At 72.8% G+C, this 24184-nt stretch carries 14 protein-coding genes and 1 riboswitch; of the genes, 7 read left to right on the forward strand and 7 right to left on the reverse strand.

Annotation, left to right across the window (positions count from 1 at the left end; all coding sequences use genetic code 11):
- Positions 1-578: 578 nt before the first annotated feature.
- On the reverse strand, positions 579-1169 hold the full coding sequence (locus tag BMZ82_RS37620; RefSeq protein WP_093781903.1) for a MarR family winged helix-turn-helix transcriptional regulator: 591 nt from the start codon (positions 1167-1169) through the stop codon (positions 579-581).
- A gap of 112 nt (positions 1170-1281) precedes the next feature.
- Here BMZ82_RS37620 and BMZ82_RS37625 point away from each other — a divergent pair, with 112 nt between their 5' ends.
- Positions 1282-2565 carry an MFS transporter gene (locus BMZ82_RS37625; protein WP_256252323.1) on the forward strand — a complete coding sequence of 428 codons (1284 nt, stop codon included), beginning with the start codon at positions 1282-1284 and terminating at the stop codon, positions 2563-2565.
- Between the two features lie 58 nt (positions 2566-2623).
- Here the strand turns inward: BMZ82_RS37625 and BMZ82_RS37630 are convergent, their stop codons facing one another.
- Positions 2624-4276, reverse strand: a complete 1653-nt coding sequence (locus tag BMZ82_RS37630) for an ATP-binding SpoIIE family protein phosphatase (RefSeq protein ID WP_093781905.1) — start codon at positions 4274-4276, stop codon at positions 2624-2626.
- A 256-nt stretch (positions 4277-4532) separates the two neighbouring features.
- Positions 4533-5909, reverse strand: coding sequence for an NAD(P)/FAD-dependent oxidoreductase (locus tag BMZ82_RS37635; RefSeq protein ID WP_093781906.1), 1377 nt, complete (start codon positions 5907-5909; stop codon positions 4533-4535).
- A gap of 520 nt (positions 5910-6429) precedes the next feature.
- Between BMZ82_RS37635 and BMZ82_RS37640 the strand changes: the two genes are divergently transcribed.
- On the forward strand, positions 6430-7116 hold the full coding sequence (locus BMZ82_RS37640) for a TetR/AcrR family transcriptional regulator (RefSeq protein WP_371271357.1): 687 nt from the start codon (positions 6430-6432) through the stop codon (positions 7114-7116).
- A 301-nt stretch (positions 7117-7417) separates the two neighbouring features.
- Complete coding sequence (locus BMZ82_RS37645; RefSeq protein ID WP_093781908.1) at positions 7418-9418, forward strand: sigma-70 family RNA polymerase sigma factor; 2001 nt, start codon at positions 7418-7420, stop codon at positions 9416-9418.
- 1 nt (position 9419) lies between these two features.
- Here the strand turns inward: BMZ82_RS37645 and BMZ82_RS37650 are convergent, their stop codons facing one another.
- Positions 9420-12881 carry an ATP-binding protein gene (locus BMZ82_RS37650; RefSeq protein ID WP_093781909.1) on the reverse strand — a complete coding sequence of 1154 codons (3462 nt, stop codon included), beginning with the start codon at positions 12879-12881 and terminating at the stop codon, positions 9420-9422.
- A gap of 388 nt (positions 12882-13269) precedes the next feature.
- The gene (locus tag BMZ82_RS37655) at positions 13270-15390 is read right to left on the reverse strand and encodes an asparagine synthase-related protein (RefSeq protein ID WP_093781910.1); all 2121 of its coding nucleotides are present in this window, start codon (positions 15388-15390) and stop codon (positions 13270-13272) included.
- A gap of 704 nt (positions 15391-16094) precedes the next feature.
- Here BMZ82_RS37655 and BMZ82_RS37660 point away from each other — a divergent pair.
- From BMZ82_RS37660 to BMZ82_RS37675, 4 genes are all read left to right on the forward strand, one after another.
- Positions 16095-17519, forward strand: a complete 1425-nt coding sequence (locus BMZ82_RS37660; protein ID WP_093781911.1) for an NsdA family TPR-like regulatory protein — start codon at positions 16095-16097, stop codon at positions 17517-17519.
- Positions 17520-17665: 146 nt separating this feature from the next.
- Positions 17666-18913, forward strand: a complete 1248-nt coding sequence (lhgO, locus tag BMZ82_RS37665) for an L-2-hydroxyglutarate oxidase (RefSeq protein WP_371271358.1) — start codon at positions 17666-17668, stop codon at positions 18911-18913.
- Positions 18914-19158: 245 nt separating this feature from the next.
- Complete coding sequence (gene trmB / locus BMZ82_RS37670; protein WP_371271359.1) at positions 19159-20013, forward strand: tRNA (guanosine(46)-N7)-methyltransferase TrmB; 855 nt, start codon at positions 19159-19161, stop codon at positions 20011-20013.
- 47 nt (positions 20014-20060) lie between these two features.
- A complete protein-coding gene (locus tag BMZ82_RS37675; protein ID WP_371271360.1) occupies positions 20061-21479 on the forward strand; it encodes a PrsW family intramembrane metalloprotease in 1419 nt (472 codons plus the stop codon).
- Positions 21480-21526: 47 nt separating this feature from the next.
- Here BMZ82_RS37675 and BMZ82_RS37680 read toward each other — a convergent pair whose 3' ends face one another.
- Both BMZ82_RS37680 and BMZ82_RS37685 read right to left on the reverse strand, forming a co-directional pair.
- Positions 21527-22507, reverse strand: coding sequence for an aldo/keto reductase (locus BMZ82_RS37680; protein WP_093781914.1), 981 nt, complete (start codon positions 22505-22507; stop codon positions 21527-21529).
- 118 nt (positions 22508-22625) lie between these two features.
- On the reverse strand, positions 22626-23660 hold the full coding sequence (locus BMZ82_RS37685) for a M23 family metallopeptidase (protein WP_093781915.1): 1035 nt from the start codon (positions 23658-23660) through the stop codon (positions 22626-22628).
- 7 nt (positions 23661-23667) lie between these two features.
- Positions 23668-23836, reverse strand: a riboswitch (cyclic di-AMP (ydaO/yuaA leader).
- Positions 23837-24184 lie beyond the last annotated feature (348 nt).

Here is a 24184-nt window from a genome sequence, read left to right on the forward strand (position 1 = left end):
TCCTCGCTGTGTTTTATTTCAAAGGAACCTCATCCCCGGCTATCACTGCCGGGAACGGGGTATCAACATATCTGGCGTTGATTTTTGGCACGCTGTTGAGTTCTCAAGGAACGGACGCTTCCTTTGTACTCACCCGAGAGACTCTCTCAGGCTTTCCTCCGGGCTTTTTCCCTTCGGTCTTGCGTTTCCGACTCTATCAGATCGTTTTCCGATCCGCTTTCCTCGGTGCTTTCCAGGTTCCCGCTTTTCTTTCGCGGTTTCCCTTTCCGGCGGTTCCGACTCTACCAGATCCTTTCGGGCCTGATTCCCAGTCAGCGGGGGCTTGTCTTCCCGGCTGTTGGGCCGTTCCGACGTCTCAAACCTTAGCGGATCCGCTCGGCAGTTCCTAATCGAGCTGCCGGTCCCGAATCGAATTGAATTCGGGCACGCCGAATTCAATCCCGTTGGGAGATCGTGCTGATGGTGTGAGTGCCGCTACTCCGGCGGAGGTGCTGCCGGAGAACCGTTACGGCTCCGTGGCAACCCGAAGAACTTTACACATCCCGCAAGGGGGTGTCAACCGCCCCTGTCAAGATCTTTTAGTCGAGGTCGCTGAGTCGGCCGCCGGCGTCCGGCTGGGCGTGCTCCACCCGGCGCAGGAGCCTGGTCAGGACCTCGCCCAGGGCCGTGCGCTCCTGCGCGGAGAGGTCCTGGAGGAGGTCTCCCTCGAAGACCGTCGCCATGCGCATCGCCTCCAGCCACTTCTCCCGGCCCTCGGGCGTCAGCTCGACGATCACACGGACCCGGTTGGACTCGTCCCGCTCGCGGGTCACCAGTCCCTCGGCGACCATGCGATCGATCCGGTGGGTCATCGCGGCCGGCGTCAGGCCGAGGCGCTTGGCCAGGTCGCTGGGGCCCAGGCGATAAGGGGCCCCGGAGAGGACGAGGGCCTTGAGGACCTCCCACTCGGCACTGCTGATGCCGAGGTCGGCGGTCTGGCGGCCGTAGGCGACGTTCATCCGGCGGTTGAGGCGGGACAGCGCCGAGACGATCTTCTCGACCTGGGGGTCGAGGTCCCGGAACTCGCGCTGATAGGCGGCGATCTGCTCTTCGAGCGTCGGCTCGCTGCCGAGGCCGGTGCCCGTGGCAGTGCTGGTGCCGGTGCCGACCGTGCCGGGGGAGTCACCCATGGGCCCAAGTATCGCACGGGGCTCGTTCGCCTTGAAGTTCTTCGGTGTGTACAGTTTAGCTTCGAACTTTAGCTTCGAAGTCTTCGGTTCTAAGTACTTGAGAGAGGTGAACGTGACCAGGGAGAGGGGCGCGGCGATGCGCCGGATCCACGTGGGCAACGCACTCAGCGCGTTCGGGCTCGGCTTCACGGTCCCGTACCTGTACGTCTATGTGGCGCAGGTGCGGGGGCTCGGGGCCATGACGGCGGGGCTCGTGCTCGCCGTCTTCGCCGTGGCCGCGCTGATCGTGCTGCCGTTCGCCGGTCGGGCGATCGTGCGGCGCGGTCCGCTGCCGGTGCTGCTCGCCGCCCTGGTCACCGCCGCGCTGGGCTCGCTGGGCCTGGGGCTCGCCGGCGACGCCACCGCCGTACTGGCCGCCGCGGTCGCGCTCGGGGCCGGGCAGGCCGTGATGCAGCCGGCGCTGGCGACGATGATCGTGGACTGTTCGACGGCGGAGACGCGGTCGCGGGCGTTCGCGACGCAGTTCTTCCTGCAGAACCTCGGGCTCGGCGTGGGTGGGCTGATCGGCGGGCATCTCGTTGACTCCACGCGCGTCTCGTCGTTCACGCTGCTGTTCGCCATCGAGGCGGCGATGTTCCTGCTGCTGGCCGTGGTGATGACGACCGTGCGGCTGCCGCGCGCTCCGCACGTCGGGGACGCGCCGCGGTCGGCCAAGGGGAGCTGGAAGCAGTTGCTCGGCAACCGGGCCATGGTGCAGTTGTGTGTGCTGGGCTTTGTGCTGTTCTTCGCCTGTTACGGGCAGTTCGAGTCGGGGCTGAGCGCGTACGGGGTCGAGGCCGCCGGGATCTCGACGTCCGCCCTCGGGAGCGCGCTCGCCGCCAACACCGCGGTGATCGTGGTCGCGCAGTTCGCCGTGCTGAGGTTCGTCGAGCGGCAGAAGCGGTCGCGGGTGATCGCGGCCGTGGGGCTGATCTGGGCCGTGGCGTGGGTCGTGGCCGGGTACGCCGGGCTCGGGCACGGCAGTCAGACGATGGCGACGGCCGCGTTCGTGTCGACGTACGCGCTGTTCGGGCTGGGTGAGGCGATGTTGTCGCCGACGGTCGCGCCGCTGGTGGCGGATCTGGCGCCGGACGGCATGGCTGGGCAGTACAACTCGGCGTTCGCCCTGGTGAAGCAGCTCGCGCTGGCCGTCGGGCCGGCGGTGGGCGGGCCGATGGGGGCCTCGCTGCACGCGCCGTACATCGTGACGTTCCTGCTGTTCTCGCTGGGGATCACCTACCTCGCGCTGCGGCTCGGGCGGGAGTTGACCGCCGTCCAGGATCAGCCCTGGCTGGCTCGGAAGCGGGTGGTGGCCCGGGGTGGGGCTGCTGTGCGGCCGGTGGGTGCCGAGGCCTGAGGGCCGGAGCGGGAGGCGGCCGTCGGTCTTCGGACGACGGCCGCCGCCGTATGTTCCGTCACTCGGCGGGCTTCGGGAGGACGAACTCGCACCACACCGCTTTGCCGCCGCCCGGGGTGCGTCTGCTGCCCCAGTGGGAGGCGATCGTGGCGACGATGGCGATGCCGCGGCCGGACTCGTCGCCCGGTTCCGCGCGGCGGCGGCGCGGGAGGTGGTCGTCGCCGTCGGTGACCTCGATGATCAGGCGGCGGTCGGTGCGGCGCAGGCGCAGTCGCATGGGCGGGGTGCCGTGCTGGAGGGAGTTGGCGACGAGTTCGCTGGCGGCGAGGACGCCGAGGTCGTGCAGTTCGGGCGGGAAGCGCCAACTGGTGAGGACGCCGGAGGCGAAGGCACGCGCGCGTGGGGCCGCTTCGACGCCGCCGAGGAGCTCCAGGGCCGCGTTGCGGAACAGCTCGCTGTCGGGGCCGGTGCGGGCGGGGTGCTGGAGGACGAGGACGGCCACGTCGTCGTCGTGGTCGGCGGTGACGCCGGCCGAGCGGACCAAGCGGTCGCAGACGACCTGGGGGGTGCCGGTCGCGCCGGACAGGGCGCGCTCGAGGGCGGCGATGCCCTCGTCCAGGTCTTCGTCCCGGCGCTCCACCAGGCCGTCCGTGTAGAGGACCGCCGTGGAGCCGGGGCCGAGGGCGATCGAGCCGGAGGCGTGCATCCAGCCGCCGGTGCCCAGGGGCGGGCCGGTGGGTTCGTCGGCGCGCTGGACCTCGCCGTTCTCGTCCCGGACGAGGATGGGGAGGTGGCCGGCCGAGGCGTACACCAGGCGGCCCTCGTTGGGGTCGTGGATGGCGTACACGCAGGTGGCGATCTGGTTGGCGTCGATCTCCATGGCGAGGCCGTCGAGGAGCTGGAGGACCTCGTGCGGGGGGAGGTCGAGGCGGGCGTAGGCGCGGACGGCGGTGCGGAGCTGGCCCATGACGGCTGCCGCGCGGACGCCCCGGCCCATGACGTCGCCGATGACGAGCGCGGTGCGGCCGCCGCCGAGGGTGATGACGTCGTACCAGTCGCCGCCGACGGCGGCCTCGGTGCCGCCGGGCTGGTAGGTGGCGGCGATGCGCAGGTCGTCGGGCTCCTCCAGCTCCTGGGGGAGCAGGGAGCGCTGGAGGGTGACGGCGGTCTCGCGCTGGCGGCGTTCGCTTGCTCTGAGGCGTTCGGCGGCCTCCGCGTGGTCGGTGACGTCGGTGGCGAAGATCAGCACCGTGCCCTTGCCGTTGTCCTCGCCGGCCGGGGTGCAGGTGAACGTGTAGGAGCGGCCGTCGGGGGCCTTGCGGGACTTCAGGATGCGGGGCTTGCCGCTGCGCAGGGCCTGGTCGAGGAGGGGCATGAGGCCGAGGTCGCGGAGTTCGGGGAGGGCCTCGGCGGCCGGTTCGCCGCAGGGGCGTACGCCGAAGGCGGCCGTGTAGGCGTCGTTGACGTAGGCCAGGCGGTGGTCGGTGCCGTGGACGAGGGCGACGAGGGCCGGGACGCGGTCGAGGACCTCACGGACCGGCAGTTCGTCGACGGCGGGCACCGGGGGCGGCTCGTCGGTGAGTTGTTCGGCGCGGGCCGCTGGTACGGAGCCCTCGCTCCGCCGGTCCGTGGTAGTGACCGGGTGCTCGGCTCGCGCGGCGGCGCGGCGCTGCGTTCCGGGGAGCCGGGCGCTCCAGCGCGTGAAGTTCACGAATCCTTGCCTCGTGTAGTCGTCGTCGGCCGGCTCCGGGCCCGGCCTGGGTCGGGCTTGGGCTTGGGTCGGGCTTGGGCTGCGGGGTGTCCGCGCGGTGGGGGCCGCGCATGGTTGCGGGGGGGGCGGGGTGGGCCGCCGGGGGCTCGGCGGGGGCTGTGAGAGGGCTATGAGCAGGGAGCAGTCTGGCAGTGTGGCCGCCGTCCGGGCCGACAATCGTCGGACGTACGGGCGGCCGGTGGAGTTCCTGGATCGGTCAGGACGACCCCTTCGGGTCGCCGGAAGACTCGTCAGAAGGCTTTCCACCGGCAGCCAGTTCGAACTCCGCGCGGGGATGTTCGAGGGATCCGAGGGAGACGATCTCCCGTTTGAAGAGCCCTGAGAGGGTCCATTCGGCGAGCACGCGTGCCTTGCGGTTGAAGGTGGGCACGCGGCTGAGGTGGTACGCGCGGTGCATGAACCAGGCCGGATAGCCCTTGAGCTTGCGCCCGTAGACCTGCGCGACGCCCTGGTGGAGGCCGAGCGAGGCGACCGAGCCGACGTACTTGTGGGCGTACGTCCGAAGGGGCTCGCCGCGCAGTGAGTGCGCGATGTTGTCGGCGAGGACCTTGGCCTGGCGGACGGCGTGCTGGGCGTTGGGGGCGGTCTGCGCGCCGGGCGCGTCGGCCGTGACGTCGGGGACGGCGGCGGCGTCTCCGGCCGCCCACGCGTGCGTGACGCCTTCGATGGTCAGCTCGGGGGTGCACTTCAGCCGGCCTCGTTCGTCGCGGGGGAGGTCGGTGGCGGCGAGCAGCGGGTGGGGTCTGACGCCGGCGGTCCACACGACCGTACGGGTCGGCAGGCGGGTGCCGTCGCTGAGGACGGCGACGCGGTCGGCGCAGGACTCCAGGCGGGTGTTCAGGCGGACGTCGATATTGCGGCGGCGCAGCTCGCTGACGGTGTAGCGGCCGAGGTCGGCGCCGACCTCGGGGAGGATCCGGTCGGAGGCCTCGACCAGGATCCACTTCATGTCCTCGGGTTTGACGTTGTGGTAGTACCGCGTGGTGTAGCGGGCCATGTCCTCCAGTTCGCCGAGTGCCTCCACGCCCGCGTAGCCGCCGCCGACGAAGACGAAGGTGAGGGCGGCGTCGCGGATCGCGGGGTCGCGGGTGGAGGAGGCGATGTCCATCTGTTCGATGACGTGGTTGCGCAGTCCGATGGCCTCCTCGACGGTCTTGAAGCCGATGGCGTGGTCGGCGAGCCCCGGGATGGGCAGGGTGCGGGAGACCGAGCCGGGTGCGAGGACGAGTTCGTCGTACGCCGACTGCCGGGGTCCGGTGCCCTCTTCGTCGGTGGCGAGGGTGGTGAGGGTGGCGGTGCGCTTGGCGTGGTCGACGGCGGTGACCTCGCCGACGACGACCCGGCAGTGCGGCAGGACGCGGCGCAGGGGCACGACGACGTGCCGGGGGGAGATGGAGCCGGCGGCGGCCTCGGGCAGGAAGGGCTGGTAGGTCATGTACGGGTCAGGGGTGACGACCGTGATCTCGGCCTCGCCCCGGCCCAGTTCCTGTTTCAGCTTCCGCTGGAGTCGCAGGGCCGTGTACATCCCGACGTAGCCGCCGCCGACAACGAGAATGCGCGCACGTTCCTTCACCGTCCCATGACGCACCGGGCGCCGCGGTTTGTCCACAGCCTCGACAATTTGTGTGACCGCGAGTCGGGTGGGCGCGGGGTTGGCCGAAACATCGGAGTGCGGGGCAGGTGTGCAGGTCAGCGGGTGTGCGTCGGGGGGCGGGAAGGGGTGCAATCAGGACGTATGCGGCCCGTACTCCGATCGGGGGGCGCTCCGTGCGGAACCTCCCCCTTCTGAATTGACTCCCACTCAACTATGTTCGTGGGACGACGGGGTGTCGGGGGGAAGCGCTCTGCGGGTCTGCGACGGGCGGGCCCGGGGTGACGGTCCTCTGTTTCCACGCCCCGGCTTTTTCGATGGCGGGGAGTCTCCGGGGGGAGACGTCATTACCGGGGGATCAATCATGCACATGCAGAATTCGCATTGGCCGTCCGCATCGGCTCTCGCGCCCGGCACCGCGGTCGGTGCGCTCGGTGCGACCGCCGCGGCGGTGGGACAGGGACACGGACGCGGAGACGGCGCGCGGACAGCGCCGCTGCGCGTGGACGCACAGCGCAATCTCGAGCACGTCCTACGGGCGGCGCGCGAGGTCTTCGGCGAGCTGGGGTACGGCGCGCCGATGGAGGACGTGGCGCGGCGCGCACGGGTCGGCGTCGGCACGGTGTACCGGCGGTTCCCGAGCAAGGACGTCCTGGTGCGGCGGATAGCCGAGGAGGAGACCTCCCGGCTGACCGATCAGGCGCGGGCGGCGCTCGGCCAGGAGGACGAGCCGTGGTCGGCGCTGTCGCGCTTCCTGCGGACGTCCGTGGCGTCCGGCGCCGGGCGGCTGCTGCCGCCGCAGGTGCTGCGCGTCGGGGTCCTGGAGGACGACGCGGAGGGCGCTGCGGGCGTCCCGGGCGCTTCGGGCGCTTCGGGCGCTTCGGGCGACGAGGCTCGGGTGCCGCAGCAGCGGTCCCAGTCGGGCGGCGGCGAGCTGCGGCTCGTCCCGGACGACGGTACGACGGCCACGGTGGACGACGCCGGGGCGGCGGCGCTGCTTGAGGTCGTGGGCCGGCTGGTGGAGCGGGCACGGGAGGCGGGCGAACTGCGCGCCGACGTGTCCGTGTCGGACGTGCTGCTGGTCATCGCGACGGCGGCGCCCGCGCTGCCGGATCCGGCCCAGCAGGCGGCGGCTTCGGCGCGGCTGCTGGACATCCTGCTGGAGGGTTTACGGTCCCGGTCTTCGTGAATCGGGGCTCGGGCTCGGGGCTCGGTGACTCGTAAGGGTGACTGGTGGGGTGGGGTGCCGTGCGGCTCCCACCCCCGTCCACCCTGTCGGACATCCGGGGCATTTCGGTCGGGCGGCTCAACTCGTGCCCACAGAACGTCAGTTGAACCGTCCCTGGATGGGTGACGGTTGGTACTGGTTTGCGACAGGTCCCCACGGACGAGTGGAAGGGCTGTCGCAGCGGGTTCTGACCAAAAGCCAATATGGCACTCTGACCCGGTGGTCGGGACTGTAGGGCAGGCGGCGGCGGGGGCTTTCCGCGATGGGCGTTGACGGTCGGGACGAGTCACTCGGTTCACCGCAGGTGCCGAGCCAGGGCGGACGCGCGAACGGTCCGGTGGGCGGCCCGGTAGGGGGTCCGCTGGGCGACCCCGCGGGTTATCCGGTGCCGGCTCGGCTGCCCGCCGCCGGGCAGCCTGTTCCGTCTGTTTCGCCTGTTCCGTCGGCCGACGCGGCGGAGGGCACTGTTCCGGCGCAGCGTGATCCGGCGCAGCGCGAGTGGCGGACCGACAGCGTCCTGCCGCCGCCGCGGGATCTGCCGCCGGCCGACACCGACCTGATCGGCCGGATGCGCTCGGGCGACGACACGGCGTACGAGGAGCTGTACCGGCGGCACGCCGACGCCGTGCGCCGCTACGCCCGCACCTGCTGCCGGGACGCGCACACCGCCGACGACCTCACCGCCGAGGTCTTCGCCCGCATGCTCCAGGCGGTGCGCGGCGGTTCGGGGCCCGAGTTCGCCGTACGCGCCTATCTGCTCACCTCCGTGCGGCGGGTCGCCGCCGGGTGGACGCGGTCGGCGAAGCGGGAGCAACTCGTCGACGACTTCGCGGTGTTCGCCGCGCAGTCCGCCCGCTCCTCCGACATCGCCGACGACGACACGCTGGAACTGGGCGCCGACGTACGGGCGATGCACGAGGCCGAGCAGTCCATGGCCATGCAGGCCTTCCGCTCGCTGCCCGAGCGCTGGCAGGCGGTGCTGTGGCACACCGAGGTCGAGGACGAGTCGCCGAGCGAGGTCGCGATGCTCTTCGGCCTCGACGCCAACGGCACGCGCGTGCTCGCCAGCCGCGCCCGCGAGGGCCTCAAGCAGGCCTACCTCCAGGCCCACGTCAGCGCCACCCTCACCAGCGACGAGGAGTGCGCCGGGTACGCCGACCAGCTCGGCACCTACGCGCGGCGCCGGCTGCGCACCCGCGCCGAACGGGGGCTGCGCAAGCACCTGGAGGAGTGCGCCAAGTGCCGGCTGGCCGCCCTGCAGATCGAGGAGGTCGCCAGCAGCATCCCCGCCGTCGTGCCGGTCGCGGTCATCGGCTGGTTCGGCGCCGCCGGGTACGCCAAGGCGGTCGCGCTCATCGCCGGCGGTGCCGGAGCGGGAGCGGCGGGCGCCGCGGGGGCGGCAGCGGCGGCGAGCGGGTCCTCGGGCGGTGCGGGTGCCGGGGGCGGCGGGGCGTTGGCCTCGGAGGGGCTGGGCGCGCCGGTGAAGGCCGGTATCGCGGCCGGGGTGGTCGCGGTGGCGGCCGCCGCGGTGGCCCTCGCGCTCGTCGGCCACGACAGCCCCGCCAAGCGGCCAGAGGTCAGACCCCCGGCGTCCGCGCCGGCGCCGGTCGCACGGCCGGAGGAGCCGACGCCCACACCCACGCGGGCGTCCGAGCCCGAGCCGGAACCTCCGGCGATCATCCCGGTGACCGCCCCGACGCCGACCCCCGTCCCCATCCCCATCCCCAGGCCGACGCCCACTCCGACCCCGACCCCCACGCCCACCCCGACCGCCACGCCGACTCCGGCGCCCACCCCGACCCTCGCGCCCGCGCCGCCGCCCGCTGCGGTCGTCTATCCGCTGAGCGGGCTGTCCTTCGACGTCGGCGGCGACGGGACCGGGCCCGAGATCCGGCTCGGCGGCAGCAGTTGGGTGTGGCAGCGGTACGGCGGACTGTCCGTCGCGGACCGGCAGTACGCGCGCGGGGTGACCGTGCACGGCGGCTCCTCCGTCACCGTCGACCTCAACCGGAAGTGCACCTCCTACGACGCGCTCGTCGGCGTCGACGACCTGACGATGAAGCTCGGCAAGGTCGCCTTCGCCGTCTACGCCGACGGCGACCGGCTCTGGTCGTCCGGGGTGATCAGGGGCGGCGACCCGGCCGTGCCCGTCCATGTGAACCTCACCGGTCACACGACCGTGCGCCTGGTGGTCGAGCCGCACAGCGCCTTCGACTCGGTGGCCCTCGCGGACTGGGCGGAGTCCACGTTCACCTGCTCGTAGTTCACCTGCTCGTAGGGGGCTGTGGGGCGTCCGCCGGGTGGTCGTGCACGGCCCGGGTGAGTTCGTGCAGGGCGTCGGTCACCGTCATGGCGGTGCCGCGGGTGCGCTCGGCCGCGTAGCGCTCGACGCCGAGGGCCTCTCGGGCCGCTGCCTCGGCCCGTTCGGCACGGGTGTACTCCGGGGCCGGGCGCGGGTGGGGGCCGCGCAGCCCGTCGGCCGCCGCGAGAAGTCGGACCGCGCGGGGGAGGTCCCCGAGCCGGGCCAACAGGTCCGCCGCGCCGTCCACGATCGACGAGGTGACCGCCTCGGCGCACTGGTCGGCCACTGCCTGCCGCAGCGTGTCGGCGTACATCGGCAGGCCGTGCGCGAGGCTGCGCTCGGCGGCCGTGAGGTCCGCGTCGACCATGGCCAGCGCCGCCGTGAACTGGGGCGGCGGGGTGCCCTTGTCGGCCTCCGCCCGGCTCCGGTCGCAGAGCACGCGCGCGTGGGCGACCTCGCCCTCGTCCAGCGCGATGTGGGTGCGCAGCAGCAGGACGAACGCCCGGACGTCCGGCACGCCGTAGCGGTCGGCAGCGCTGCTCGCCTCGTCCAGCGCCGCCGTGGCACTGTCGGTGTCGCCCGAGCGGTAGGCGATCTCCGCGAGCCGGGCGATGAGGAACGGCGACTCCGTGTGGGCCCCGACCTCGTAGGCGAGCCGCAGCGCCTCGCGGTACTCGCGCTCCGCCTCCGCGAAGCGGCCCCGGGCGAGCTCCGCCTCGCCGGCCGCGCTGCACACCTGGGCGCGCATCCAGCGGTCGCCGACGCGCAGGCTGAGCACCCGCAGTTCCGCCAGGTCGTCGTCCACGCCGCGCAGCCCGCCCGGTGAGTCGACGGCCATGTGGGTGCGGAACATCAGCGCGCAGCCGAGTTCCCAATCGCCGCCGTAGGTACGGCAGTTGGCGACGGCCGTGTCCAGGATGCTCCGGACGTCCAGCGTGTCGCGCATCTGGAAGGACGTCAGGGGCCAGATCAGACCGGGCATCACCGCCGCCTGCCGGCCGCCCGGCTCGTAGTCGGCGCGCAGGCGGGCGAGGTACTCCCGGTGGCGCGGGTCCGCCGCGACGTCCTTCGGCTCGGACTCCGACAACAGGAACAGATGCTGCATCCGCAGGTTCATCCGCTGCACGTAACGGGGGTCGCCCTCCCCCGGAGGGGCGGGCGGGGGCGGAGGCGTGGGCCGGGGTGCGTCGAGGAAGGCGGCCACGGGGTCGGCGGCGGCCATGCGGGCGGCGAGGTCGGCCGGGATGTTCGGGACGTCCGGGGGGTCCGGGGGGTCCGGGACGGGGGTGTTGTCGCGGCGGGAGGGCTGGAGTGTGTCCAGAACCGTGGCCAGGCGCAGGGTGCGGTCGGTCCATTCGGCGCCCTCGTGCCGGTAGTTGCGCAGCCACCAGAACCAGCCCGCGGCGAGGCAGAGGGCGGCGGCGGCCTCCTCGTCGCCTGCCATGAGGGTGCGCTGGAGGCCCACGCGGATGTTGTCCAGCTCGCTCTCCAGGCGGGAGATCCAGGGGAGTTGCTCGGCGGAGCGCAGCAGGGGATCGGCCCGCTCGAGGAGTGCGCGCACCCACGCGCGGTGTCGCCGCTCGGCTGCCGCGCGGGACCGCGGGAGTTCGGCGGCGCGTTCGGTGGCGTACTCGTGGATCGTCTCCAGCATGCGGTAGCGCATGTCGCCGCCACCCGGCCGCTCGCACGGGGCCGCCACGACCAGGGACTTGTCGACGAGCGCCCCGACGAGGTCCGCGACGGGGCCGGTGCACACGGCCTCCGCGGCCTCCAGGTCCCAGCCGCCCGCGAACACGGACAGCTCGCGCAGCAGGGTGCGCTCCGGTTCGTCGAGGAGGTCCCAGGACCAGTCGACGACGGCCCGCAGGGTCTGCTGGCGGGGCAGGACCGTGCGGCTGCCCGAGGTGAGGAGGCGGAAGCGGTCGTCGAGGCGGTCGGCGATCTGGCGCGGGGTGAGCAGCCGGAGCCGGGCCGCGGCCAGCTCGATGGCGAGCGGCAGGCCGTCCAGCCGCCGGCAGATCTCCGCGATCGCCGCCTCGTCCCGGTCCTGTAGGGCGGTGGCCGCCGTGGGGCGTACGGCGGCGGCGCGCTCCTTGAAGAGGCGGTGCGCCTGGTCGGGGAGGAGGGGCTCGACCGGGCGGACCGACTCGCCGGGGACGCCCAGGGGTTCACGGCTGGTGGCGAGGATCGTGAGCCCTGGGCAGTGGGTGAGGAGGGTCTCGGCGAGGGCGGCGGCCGCGCCGATGACATGTTCGCAGTTGTCAAGGATCAGGAGTTGGCTGCGCGGGGCGCAGTACTCGACGAGCAGGGCGAGCGGGTCGTCCTGCGAGGTCACCAGGTCGTTCGTCAGCAGCACGGTCTCGCGCAGACCGAGGGCACTGACGACCGCGCCCGGCACCGCCTCCGGCCGGTCGAGCGGCGCCAGCTCGGCCAGCCACGCCTGCGGGAGCCCGGCGGCGGCTTCCTCGGCGAGACGGGTCTTTCCGGAGCCGCCCGGTCCGGTGAGCGTGACGAGACGGGCCCTGTGCACTTCGGAACGGATGGCGTCGAGCTCGGGTTCTTGGCCCACGAAAGAGGTAAGCCGCGGACGGATGTTGCCGGTGCGTTCGGGGAGTTGGAGGGGGGTGAGCGGGGTCGGGGGGTGGGGCGGTTCGGGGCGGTGGGGCGGGTCCTGGGGGTGGGGCGGGTCCTGGGGGTGGGGCGGGTCCTGGGGGTTCAGGAGTTCGGTGTGCAGGGCGCGGAGGCGGTGGCCCGGGTCGGTGCCGAGGCCGTCGGCGAGGGTGCGGCGGGCGGTCTCGTACGCGGCGAGGGCGTCGGCGGCGCGGCCGGTGTCGCGCAGGGCGCGGATGAGGAGGGCGTGCAGCGGTTCGTCGTAGGGGTGCGCGGCGGTCAGTTCCGTCAGGCGGGGTACGGCTTCGCGGGCGCGGCCGAGGAGGAGGTCCGTCTCGGCGCGGGCGCGGGTGGCCTCCAGGTGGAGGGCGTCGGGGCGGGCGGCCGGGGTGCGGTCGGGGAGGTCGGCGAGGGCGGGGCCGCGCCACAGGGCGAGGGCGTCGTCGAGGGTGCGGGCGGCGGCGGGGGCGTCGCCCTGGCGCAGGGCTTCGGTGCCCTGGCGTACGAGTCGCTCGAAGACGAAGAGGTCGACGTCGTCCTCGGTCGCCGCGAGACGGTAACCGCCGGGGGCGGAGGTGACGGTGTCCTTGCCGACGGCACGGCGGAGACGGCCGATCAGGGCCTGGAGGGCGGCGGGGGCGTCCTGGGGCGGGGTGTCGGCCCACACCTCGTCGATGAGGGTTTTCGGGGTGGTGGGGTGGCCCGGGCGGAGGGCCAGGGCGGTGAGGAGGGCGCGGAGGCGGGCGCCGGGGACGGGTACGACGGTGCCCTGGTCGTCCTCTGTCTGGGTGACACCCAGGATTCTGTACCGCACCTGTTCATTGTCACCGGGGGGTGAGGGTCAGGGGTACGGGGTTTTGGAGCGACGTAGGTTTCGCGTGCCCCTGGGCAGCGGCTGGGCAGGGCGGGTCGCGCAGCCCGGCGCTACGGGGGTGCCGCCGCGCCCACCCGTGCCGCCCCAGCGGCACGACTGCCCGCAGGCGGGCGGGCAACAGGCACCGGCGTGAAGTCCACCCCCACGCGGCTCCGCCCCTCCCAGGACAACGCCCGCCCAGAGAGCGCCCCCTCACCCCCGGAAGAAACCGCCCGTCTCTGAGGGTGGCACGACTGCCCGCAGTCGGGCGGCACCGGGCACCGGCGTGACGCCCGCCCCCACGCGGCTCCGCTCCTCTCAGGACAACGCCCGCCCAGAGAGCGGCCCTTCACCCCCCGGAAGAAACCGCCCGTCTCTGGGGAGCGATTCCCGCTGGTACCGCACGCGCGCGGGCCGGGGTTCCGGTCCAGCAGGTGCCTCTGCGGGAGAGGAGGCGGCGGAGCCAGAGTTCGAGGGAGACGAGGTCGGCGAGGCCGTCCAGGGGGAGGGGGTCGCCTGCTGCGGCGGCTCTGAGGGCCTTGCGGACGACTCTCGCCTCGATCAGGCCCGCCTCCGCGAGGAGAGGTGCCTCGAAGAGGCTGAGGAGGGGATCCATGGCCATGCGCAGGCCGGCCCGGGCCGCCGCGGTGGCGGGTGCCTGGGAGGGGGCGCCCCAGCCGGGCGGGAGGTCGGTGACGCCGGCGTCCTTCAGGACGGTGCGCAGGATCGCGGCGCGCGCCCCTGGTTGCACGCGCAGGGTCTCGGGGAGCGCGCGGCACGCGCGGACGACCTGGTTGTCGAGGAACGGCGCGTGCAGCCGCTGGGAACGGATCTCGGCGGCCTGTTCCAGGACGCGCAGGTCCATGGCATGACGGGTGAGGGCGGCACGCGCGCGGTAGTCGCCCGGGCGTTGGCCGGGGCCGACTCCGGAGCGGTGCGTGGCGCCTTGCAGGCGAACCGATACTTCAGCGAGCGCCTCGCCCGTCAGCCAGCGTGCGGCCGGACCCGCCCCGCCCCAGGTGAGGGCGGCCAGCGACGCCCCTACGGCGCCGCCGGAGTCGTCGACGCCGAAGCTGCGCTGCTGGAGGCGTTCGGCGAGGCCTTCCACGCCCGCGCGGTACGACGTACGGGCCAGGCGGCGGGCCGCGCCGTACACGCGCGCGGGGACGAGCACCGAGCCGTCGGCCTTCGTCAGCGCGGCGACGGGTCGTACCAGGTGGCGGCGTTTGCGGTCCATCAGCAGATCGGCGAGGCGGGCCGGGTGGGCGTCCAGGACCTGGCGGGCGCCGTAGCCCGTGAAGTGGTCCGCGCTGCCCGCCGCGAGCCGCGCGCGGTGGCGGGCGGCCATGATGAGGCTGGGGCCGGGTTCGTCGGTCAGCGGGCCGTCCAGGTCGGCGTACGGCAGGGTCGCCTCGTCGCCGGCCACCACGACGTGGTGCAGGCGCGGGTTGGCCGCGAGGGCGCCGGCCCGTTCCAGCTCGGCTTCCCGGCCGCCGACGGCCAGGTCGTTGAAGGTGACGGCCAGCAGCCGTTCTCCCGCGCCCGTGCCGTGTCCGAGCAGGGTGCCCGGCCGGCCGGGCAGACCGGCCGCGAGGAGCGCCAGGGTGCCGGAGGCCGGGCCGCCGGACAGGTCGGCGCCGATGCCCGGCGCGGGCATCCCGCGCGCGGCGCGCCGTTCGGCGGGGCCCATGCCGGGGACCGGGCCGGGGTCGATGTCGGGGACGTGCCGGGGCGCGGACAGCCGCGCGCGGACCGCCTCGATGAGCGCGTCGCGTACGGCGTCGACCGCGCTGTCCGGGTCGGCCGCGGGCGCCGCCACGGCGAGGGAGGCGACCGGCTCGTACCCGGCGACCTCGCGCGCCCCGGCGCGCAGGATCAGCGCATGCCCCGGCGGCACGCGTCGCACGCCGTCGTACGGGGTGGAGTCGTGCAGGGCGGCCGGTACGTCGGGGGCGGCGAGGAGGGCCGCCAGGTGGCCGAAGTCGAGGTTGGCCTCGATGAGGTCGGCCAGCGGCAGCGCGGCCGTCGCGTACGCCGTGCCGCCGGCCCAGGGGGTGTGGAACACCGGGCGCGCGCCCGCCAGATCGCCGGCGACGGTGAGGCGCCGGCCGACCTGGACGATCGCCGTGTAGCTGCCCGGCCAGGCCGTCAGATGCCGAAGTGCCCCGCCGCGCGCGGCGAACAGCCCCACGCGCAGTTGCTCGTCGGTCGCCCCGCAGGTGCCGAGGACCGCGAGCCGGGTCTGCGCGTCGGCCTCCAGGATCCGCACCTCGTCGGGGCGCCAGTCGCCGACCGCCCACAGCGGATCCGGGTCGCCCCACAGGAGTTGGGAGCCGACCGGCTGCAAGGTCTCGCCCTCGTGGCCGACTTGGCCCGCGTACGCCGCACCGTCGTGGTGGCGGCCGTCGTAGCCGACGGCTCCGCCCAGCGCGCCCGCGGCGGTGCTGCTCCATCCCACCAACCACCGCATCGACGCCTCCACAGGCTGTGGACAACCGAGTGCACCGTACGAACGGTTCACATGCTGCCACGAAGAACGCGCCCTGGACGGAGGCGGCACCGCTTGTGATCCGGGGAGCGCGCCCGCGCGAAGGGGGCGGCGCGGTGGCGGCGACCGCGCGCACCCCGGCGTCCGCGACGCGAATGCGCCCCCGGTACGCTCCCCCAAGACGCCCTGCGCGCCCTCGACTTCCGTGGTGGGAGGCATCACCATCCACGGAACACAGGGGCGCTTTTCGGCCAAATCCCCGACATGCGTCCGGCGTTGCGAACGCCCTGCGCAGGCTTCGCACACGCTCCGTGCACGCGCGCGTGCCCTGAACGGCTCGCGCCGGTCCGGGAAGCGGAGTGCGCCTCCCGGACCGCTCCGCCGCCCGCGGGGATGTAGGCGGCGGTGTCCCCCAGCCCACTGGATCCAGTACAGCGGGCCGACCCACGCAGGACTCATGCAACCGCTCCCGCCATGGCCGCAGAAGAGCGCACGGCCGGGCGCACGGCCACACGGCGGGGGCACAACGCGACGGTCCGTGCAAGCGCCCGCACTTTCGTACGGACCACAATCCCGCCAACCGGAAGAATGCCCCTTAACGCTTGGGATGCGGCGAACTACGCTGGGTTTACGAATGCCGCATGGTTATGCCAGCGCGGCAGCCGTCTGTGTCGAGGGGTGGCGCAATGTCCAGGGAGCAACGCGGGCCGAACGAAAAACTCGGCGCCGTTCTCGCCCTCGCGGGAATCAGCAACGCAGGACTCGCGCGACGCGTCAACGATCTTGGCGCGCAACGCGGGTTGACTCTTCGCTACGACAAGACGTCCGTGGCGCGCTGGGTGTCGAAGGGCATGGTGCCGCAGGGCGCCGCGCCCCACCTCATCGCGGCCGCCATAGGGCAGAAGCTCGGCCGCCCGGTGCCGCTCCACGAGATCGGCCTGGCGGACGCGGACCCCGCGCCCGAAGTGGGCCTCGCCTTCCCCAGGGACGTCAACCAGGCCGTGCGCTCGGCGACCGAGCTCTACCGCCTCGACCTGGCCGGCCGCCGGGCCGGCTCCGGGGGCATCTGGCAGTCACTGGCCGGATCGTTCGCGGTCAGCGCGTACGCGACGCCCGCGTCACGCTGGCTGATAACCCCGGCCGACAGTTCGGTGGCCCGCGACGTCCACCTCCTGGAGGGGGCCGGCGCGCCGCTCAAGGTCGGCCACAGCGATGTGCAGAAGCTGCGGGAGGCCGCCGAGGACGCCAGACGCTGGGACTCCAAGTACGGCGGCGGGGACTGGCGTTCGTCCATGGTCCCGGAGTGCCTGCGGGTGGAGGCGGCGCCGCTGCTGCTCGGCTCGTACTCCGACGAAGTCGGCCGCGCCCTGTTCGGGGCGAGCGCCGAACTGACCCGGCTGGCCGGGTGGATGGCCTTCGACACCGGTCAGCAGGAGGCCGCGCAGCGGTACTACATCCAGGCTCTGCGCCTGGCCCGCGCGGCGGCGGACGTCCCCCTCGGGGGGTATGTGCTGGCCTCCATGTCCCTCCAGGCGACGTACCGCGGCTTCGGCGACGAGGGCGTCGATCTCGCGCAGGCCGCCCTGGAGCGCAACCGGGGGCTGGCCACGGCCCGCACCATGAGCTTCTTCCGGCTCGTCGAGGCGCGCGCGCACGCCCGCGCGGGGGACGCGCAGGCCGCCGGGGCGGCGCTCAAGGCCGCCGAGAGCTGGCTGGAGCGGGCGCGGGACGGCGATCACGATCCGTCCTGGCTCGGGTTCTACTCGTACGACCGTTTCGCCGCCGACGCGGCGGAGTGCTACCGCGATCTGAAGGCGCCGCGTCAGGTGCGGAGGTTCACCGAGCAGGCGCTGTCGCAGCCGACGGAGGAGTTCGTGCGGTCGCACGGGCTGCGGCTCGTCGTGTCGGCGGTCGCCGAGCTGGAGTCGGGGAATCTCGACGCGGCCTGTGAGCAGGGGGTCCGGGCGGTGGAGGTGGCCGGACGGATCTCTTCCGCCCGCACGACGGAGTACGTGAAGGATCTCCTCCACCGGCTGGAGCCCTACGGTGACGAGCCTCGGGTCGTCGAGTTGCGGGAGCGGGCCCGGCCGTTGCTGATGACTCCGGCGTAGGGCTGGTTCCGCACCGTCTGCCTGGTTAGGGTCGTTTTGGGGCTGCGGGCGCGCGTCGTGGCTCGGCGCGGCCGCGCGATGGCGCAGCCCCGCGTCCCTGGCCGGTGCTGCGCTTCCCCGGGTTTGAAGGCATTGTCAGTGGCGCAGTGCACTATCGAAGCCGGGAGGTGGTGCAGGTGTCGGAGGTCGCCTATGACTGTGATGTGCTCGTGGTCGGCGGCGGGATCGTCGGGCTGTCCACGGCGTATGCGATCACGCGTGCCGCGCCGGGCACGCGGGTGACGGTGCTGGAGAAGGAGCCGGGGGTGGCCCGGCACCAGACGGGGCGCAACAGCGGGGTCATCCACAGCGGGATCTACTACCGGCCGGGGTCGCTGAAGGCGCGGTACGCGGTGCGCGGCGCGGCCGAGATGACGAAGTTCTGCGCGGAGTACGGCATCGCCCACTCCGTCACCGGCAAGCTGATCGTCGCCACGGAGCGGGCGGAGCTGCCCCGCCTGCACGCGCTCGTGCAGCGCGGCCGGGAGAACGGGATTCCGGTGCGGGAGCTGGGCGCGGCCCAGATCGCGGAGTACGAGCCCGAGGTGCGGGGCCTCGCCGCCATACACGTACGCACGACCGGGATCTGCGACTACACGGCCGTCGCCCGCCAACTGGGCCAGGCGTCCGGGGCGGAGATCCGGTACGGCGCGCAGGTCGTCCAGGTCGACCGGCGGCCGGGGCGCGGGGTGGCGGTGCGCACCGCGCGCGGGGACGTGGTCCGGGGCCGGGTGCTGGTGAACTGCGCCGGGCTGTACTGCGACGAGCTCGCCCGGCTCACGGGGGACGAGCCCGAGGTGCGGATCGTGCCGTTCCGGGGCGAGTACTACGAGCTGGCGCGGCCGGAGCTGGTGCGCGGGCCGGTGTATCCGGTGCCCGATCCGGCGTTCCCGTTCCTCGGCGTGCATCTGACCAGGGGCGTCGACGGAGGCGTGCACATCGGGCCGAACGCCGTGCCGGCCCTGGCCCGCGAGGGGTACGGCTGGGGTGTCGTACGCCCCCGGGAGGCGCTGGCGACGGCGGCATGGCCCGGCGTCTGGCGGATGGGGCGACGCCACTGGCGGTACGGGGTAGGGGAGCTGCACCGGTCGGTATCCCGGACGGCGTTCGCGGACGCGGTGCGCCGACTGCTTCCGGCGGTGGAGGACGCCGACCTGGTACGGGCACAGGCCGGCGTACGCGCGCAGGCGGTCCTACGGGACGGCACGCTGGTGGACGACTTCCTGATCCAGGAGGCCCCCCACGCGGTACACGTCCTGAACGCCCCGTCCCCAGCGGCCACGGCCTCACTGCCGATCGGACGGGAGGTGGCCCGGAGAGCCCTGGAGGCGTTGAGGGCGGTGGGGGCGTCGTGAGCCGCGTGGGGTTCGTGGGCCCGGTGAGGTTCATGCGCCGCGTGGGGCTCGTGAAGCCCGTGGGCTTTGTCGGCCCTGTGAGTCGCGTGGAGCCCGTGGGCCTCGTGAGTTCCGGCGACCCTGTGAGCCCCGTGGGCTCCGTCGGTCTCGCGAGCCCCGTAAGTCCCGCGAGCCCCATGGGTCGCGCCCTAGCTCCGGGCTCGGCTCACGCCCGCTCTCCTGGGACCCGTAAAATCGACTGCACTGTGTCTGATTTCGTGAGTAGCGCCGACGTTCCCCAGCAGGTCCCCCAGGGTTCCCCCGGTGGGGAACACCAGCCGGGCGTGTCCGTTCGGCATTTTCGGGGCAAGGGGGAGCCTCGGTTTCCCGATGGGCCCCGGGCTGACCCCGCCGGGTCGCACTTCGAGCGGCGGATCCGGAGCTTTCAGCCTCGGCGCAGCCGGGTGACGGCCGGGCAGGCGGACGCGTTGCAGCGGCTGTGGGCCACGTGGGGGCTCGACATCGACGGGCACCCCGTCGACCTCGCCGAGCTGTTCGGCGACGACCGTCCGGTGGTGCTGGAGATCGGCTTCGGCATGGGCGAGGCGACCGCGCAGATGGCGGCGGCCGACCCGGGCACCGGCATCCTCGCGGCGGACGTGCACACGCCGGGCCAGGGCAACCTGCTCAACCTCGCCGACCGGGGCGGCCTGACCAACGTCCGGGTGGCCAACGGCGACGCGATCATCCTGCTGCGCGAGATGCTGCCGGCGGACTCGCTCGACGGACTGCGCGTCTACTTCCCCGACCCCTGGCCGAAGAAGCGCCACCACAAGCGGCGGCTCATCCAGCCGGAGTTCCTCGACCTGGCCGCGACGCGGCTGAGACCGGGCGCGCTCGTGCACTGCGCCACCGACTGGGTGCCGTACGCGGAGCAGATGCTCGAGGTGCTCACCGCGCACCCCGGCTTCGCGAACACCCGGCCCGACGGCGGGTTCGCGCCCCGGCCCGATTTCCGGCCGCTGACCCGTTTCGAGGGGCAGGGGCTGGACAAGGGGCACGCGGTGAACGATCTGCTCTTCCGTCGCGTACAGCACCCCGTCCAGCCCGGGGAACGCTGACCGACCGTCCCTCCACCACAGTCCCCTCCCTCGTTAGGGTCGATGCCGTGGCCATCAGTCCCCCGTTCGCGCCCTCTCCGCCCTCTCCGCCGCAGCCCGGCGGCGCGCCCCAGGACGGCGTGCTCAGGCACGCGCACTGGTGGCAGCGCAGGTGGGTGCGGTACGGGGCGCTCATCACGCTGCTCGCGCTGTCCGGGCTGGTCATCCTCGCGCTGGTCCGGCAGCAGACCGGCACCGAGGGGTTCCTCGTCGGCCTCGGGCTCGCGGTGCTGCCCGTGCCGCTGCTGATAGCCGCCTTCCGCTGGCTGGACCGGGTCGAACCCGGACCCTGGCGGAACCTGGTCTTCGCCTTCGCCTGGGGCGCGTGCGCGGCGGCGCTGATCGCCATCGTCGCCAACAGCTTCGCCACCCGCTGGATAGCCACCGCGACCGCCGACCCGTCCAGCGCGGACACCCTCGGGGCGACGGTCATAGCGCCCATCGTCGAGGAGTCCGCCAAGGCCGCCGCCGTCCTCCTCGTGTTCCTGTTCCGCAGGCGGGACTTCACCGGGATCGTCGACGGCGTGGTCGTCGCCGGGGTCACCGCCACCGGCTTCGCGTTCACCGAGAACATCCTCTACCTCGGCACCGCCTTCGGCACCGACCAGCTCACCGGCGACACCGGCATCGCCTCCGTCACCGCCGCGACCTTCTTCGTACGCGTCGTCATGTCGCCGTTCGCGCACCCCCTGTTCACCGTCCTGACCGGCATCGGCTTCGGCGTCGCGGCGCTCTCCGGGGACCGTCAGCGGGTGCGGCGCGTGCTGCTGCCGCCGGCCGGGCTGCTCCTCGCGATGGGCATGCACGCCCTGTGGAACGGCTCGTCGACGTTCGGCGAGTTCGGGTTCTTCGCGGTGTACGCGGCGTTCATGGTGCCCGCGTTCGGACTGCTGACCTGGCTGGTGGTGTGGACACGCCAACGCGAGCTGCGCACCGTACGCGAGGAGTTGCCCGCGTACGCGGCCGCCGGCTGGCTCACCCCGGCCGAGCCGTTCGCGCTCGGCTCGATGCGGGCCCGGCGGCTGGCCCGCGACTACGCCGACCGCCACCTGGGCAGACCGGCGGCGCGCGCGGTCGCGCAGTACGAGGCGTACGCGACGTCCCTGGCGTTCCTGCGTCACCGTGGCCGACGGGGGCGGGCGAACGCCGACTTCCTCGTCCGGGAACGGGAGTTGCTGAACGAACTGTGGCGACGCAAGGACGTCGCCCGCCCCGCACTGGACCACGCCGCCCGCATGACGGCCCCACCGGCCCGCATGCCCGCGCCCCCCTGGCCGGTGTACGGGGTGTACGGGTACGGCCAGGGTCCGGGGCAGGGTCAGGGGCAGGGCCAGGGGTACGGCCAGCAGATACCGGGGCAGGTGTACGGGTACGGCTACGGGTATCCCGCACAGCCGTACCCTGCCTCCAACCCCTACCGGTCGTGACCAGTCGTCGGAGAGCCCTCGTAGGAGAGCCCTAGGGGATCAGGGGATCAGGCCGAGGCCTGGGTCAGCCTGGTGATCTCCGGCTCGGTCAGTTCCAGCTCCGCCACCGCCAGCAGCGCGGGCAGTTGCTCGACCGTGCGCGCGGACGCGATCGGCGCGGCCACCGTCGGCTGCGCGCCGAGCCAGGCCAGCGCGACCGTGGCGACCTGGGTGTCGTGGGCCTGGGCGATCTCGTCGAGGGCGGTGAGGACGCGGATGCCCCGCTCGGAGCCGAGGTGCTTCGCGGCCCCGTCCGCCCGCGCGCTGTCCACCGTCGTACCGGGCCGGTACTTGCCGGTGAGGAAGCCGGAGGCGAGCGCGAAGTAGGGGACGGCGGCGAGTCCGGCGCGGGAGGCGACGTCCTGGAGTGCGCCCTCGTAGGTGTCGCGGGAGACCAGGTTGTAGTGCGGCTGGAGGGCGACGTACCGGGCCAGGCCCTCGCGGTCGGAGAAGTCCAGGGATTCCTGGAGGCGTTCGGGCGAGATGTTGGAGGCGGCGATGTGCCGCACCTTGCCGGCCTTCACCAGTTCGTCGAGCGCGCCGATGATCTCGTCGACCGGGACCTCGGTCTTGTCGAAGTGGGTGTAGTAGAGGTCGATGTGGTCGGTGCCGAGACGGCGCAGGGAGGCGTCGGCGGCGGCCTTGATGTTGGCGGCACTCAGGCCCTGGAACTCGGGGTGCTGGCTGACCTTGGTGGCGATGACGAGCCGGTCGCGGTTGCCGCGCGCCTTGGCCCACTTGCCGATGATGGTCTCGGACTCGCCGCCGCTGTTGCCCGGAGCCCAGGCCGAGTAGGCGTCGGCGGTGTCGATGAAGTTGCCGCCGGCCGCCGCGTAGGCGTCCAGGACGGCGAAGGAGGACGCCTCGTCGGCGGTCCAGCCGAAGACGTTGCCGCCCAGGGAGAGCGGGAAGACCTCCAGGTCGGAGGAACCGAGCTTGCGAAGCGAAGGCGAGGAGGCCGAAGACGGCGAGGAAGGCGAAGTAGTCATGCCGTACGTCAACAACCGCTTCGGAGCGGCCCATTCCGCTGTTCGTACGAACAACGTGTGAACGGAGCCGCTCCCGAAGACAAGTGCGAAGACGAGTGCGTCAGAGACTCAGGGACTCTCAGGGGTTGAGGCCCATGCTGCGCAGCCACGCGCCCGGGTCGACGCCGTTGGAGTTGCCGTTCGGGTGGACCTCGAGGTGGAGGTGCGGCCCGGTCACGTTGCCCGTCGCGCCGACGCGGCCGATCACGTCACCGGTGCCGACCTCCTGACCGACACTGACGCTGATCGAGGACTGGTGGCAGAACCAGAGCTCGGTGCCGTCGTCCAGCGTCAGGATGGTGCGGTAGCCGTAGGAACCGGCCCAGCCCGCCTCGGTGATGGTGCCGCTGTGGACGGCCTTGATGAGTGTGCCGGTGGGAGCGGCGAAGTCGAGGCCGGTGTGATAGCCGGAGGACCACATGGAGCCGGACTGACCGAAGGTCGAGGTGATGGTGTACGAGGAGGTCGGCAGCGTGTACTGGGTGGCGAGCTCGGCCAGGCGCGCGGTCTCGGCCTTCTCCTTGGCGGCCGCGGCGGCCTTCTCCTTGGCGGCGTCGGCCTTGGCCTTCGCCTCCTTCTCGGCCTTGGCGACGGCGTCGGCCTGCGCCTTGGCGGCGGCTGCCTCGGCGGCGGCCTTGGCCTTCGTCTCGATCTGGGTCTGCTGCGACTCGGCCTGCGCCATGATCCGGCTGCGCAGGGCCTCGCCGGCGTCGGCGGTGGCCTGGGTGGTGGTGTCGGTCGTCTCGGAGCCGAAGCTCGCGAGGGCCGGCGCCGCGTCCTGGGCGGGCTCGTCGTCGGAGATGAGCGAGCCGACGTTCGGCAGGTCGGGCATGGAGATGGAGACCGGGGCCTTGCCGGTGTTGGCACTGGCCATGCCGCCCGCGCTGACGGCGGCTATGACGCCGACGCCGAGGACGGTGGAGCTGCGGGCGAATCCGCCGCCGCGCTGCTTGGCGACGCGGTGCTTGCCGCGAACCGGGCGAACGGACTCCGCGGTGGGATTCCATTCCTCCCAGGGGCCCTCGTCGGTGCGGACCGTGCCGTGGCCGAAGGTTTCGCCGGTGGGCCGGCTGGGCACGAACGGGGCTTCTGGGGCAGGCCGGTTGGACGCCACGCGGGCGCACTCCTTTCCTTCCGTCGCCTACCGGGTTAGCTGACGGGTTCGGAGCGGGAAGGTCTCCTACGCGCGTATACCGGCCGTGGACTCCGTGAGTTCACGATGGCTTCCGCGAGATTCACCCCAAGGTGGTGGTTCCCCGGTTCCCTTGCGGGATTCGGCAGTGCGCACGGAGCCGGCTCTTGTGCCGGCTGGGACGACCGCGCTGCGTTATCGAACGTTAATAGACCTGGGGGCCGGTTTCCAAGCTCTTCTGCTTGATCAACAACATTTCCGGCCTGGACTTTCGACCCAAGAACGGTGAAAAACGGGCGAGTTGACGACCAAGGTCACCTGAGGCTCAGCCAACGCACAGTAACCAACTGGGCACGCGCGGGCGGACAGCGCGGCAGACCGCACGACGGCCAGTGCAGCGGACAAACACCGAGGGCCGGAACCCTTTCGGATTCCGGCCCTCGGCCTTCAGTAGCGGGGACAGGATTTGAACCTGCGACCTCTGGGTTATGAGCCCAGCGAGCTAC

It is taken from the genome of Streptomyces sp. yr375, assembly GCF_900110755.1.
GTDB lineage: Bacteria > Actinomycetota > Actinomycetes > Streptomycetales > Streptomycetaceae > Streptomyces.

What these genes read in the sequence shown, in the direction of transcription:
- BMZ82_RS37620 (WP_093781903.1), bottom strand. Translation starts at nt 1,169, where the DNA reads ATGGGTGACTCCCCCGGCACGGTCGGCACCGGCACCAGCACTGCCACG.
- BMZ82_RS37645 (WP_093781908.1), top strand. Translation starts at nt 7,418, where the DNA reads ATGGGCGTTGACGGTCGGGACGAGTCACTCGGTTCACCGCAGGTGCCG.
- BMZ82_RS37655 (WP_093781910.1), bottom strand. Translation starts at nt 15,390, where the DNA reads ATGCGGTGGTTGGTGGGATGGAGCAGCACCGCCGCGGGCGCGCTGGGC.
- BMZ82_RS37660 (WP_093781911.1), top strand. Translation starts at nt 16,095, where the DNA reads ATGTCCAGGGAGCAACGCGGGCCGAACGAAAAACTCGGCGCCGTTCTC.
- BMZ82_RS37680 (WP_093781914.1), bottom strand. Translation starts at nt 22,507, where the DNA reads ATGACTACTTCGCCTTCCTCGCCGTCTTCGGCCTCCTCGCCTTCGCTT.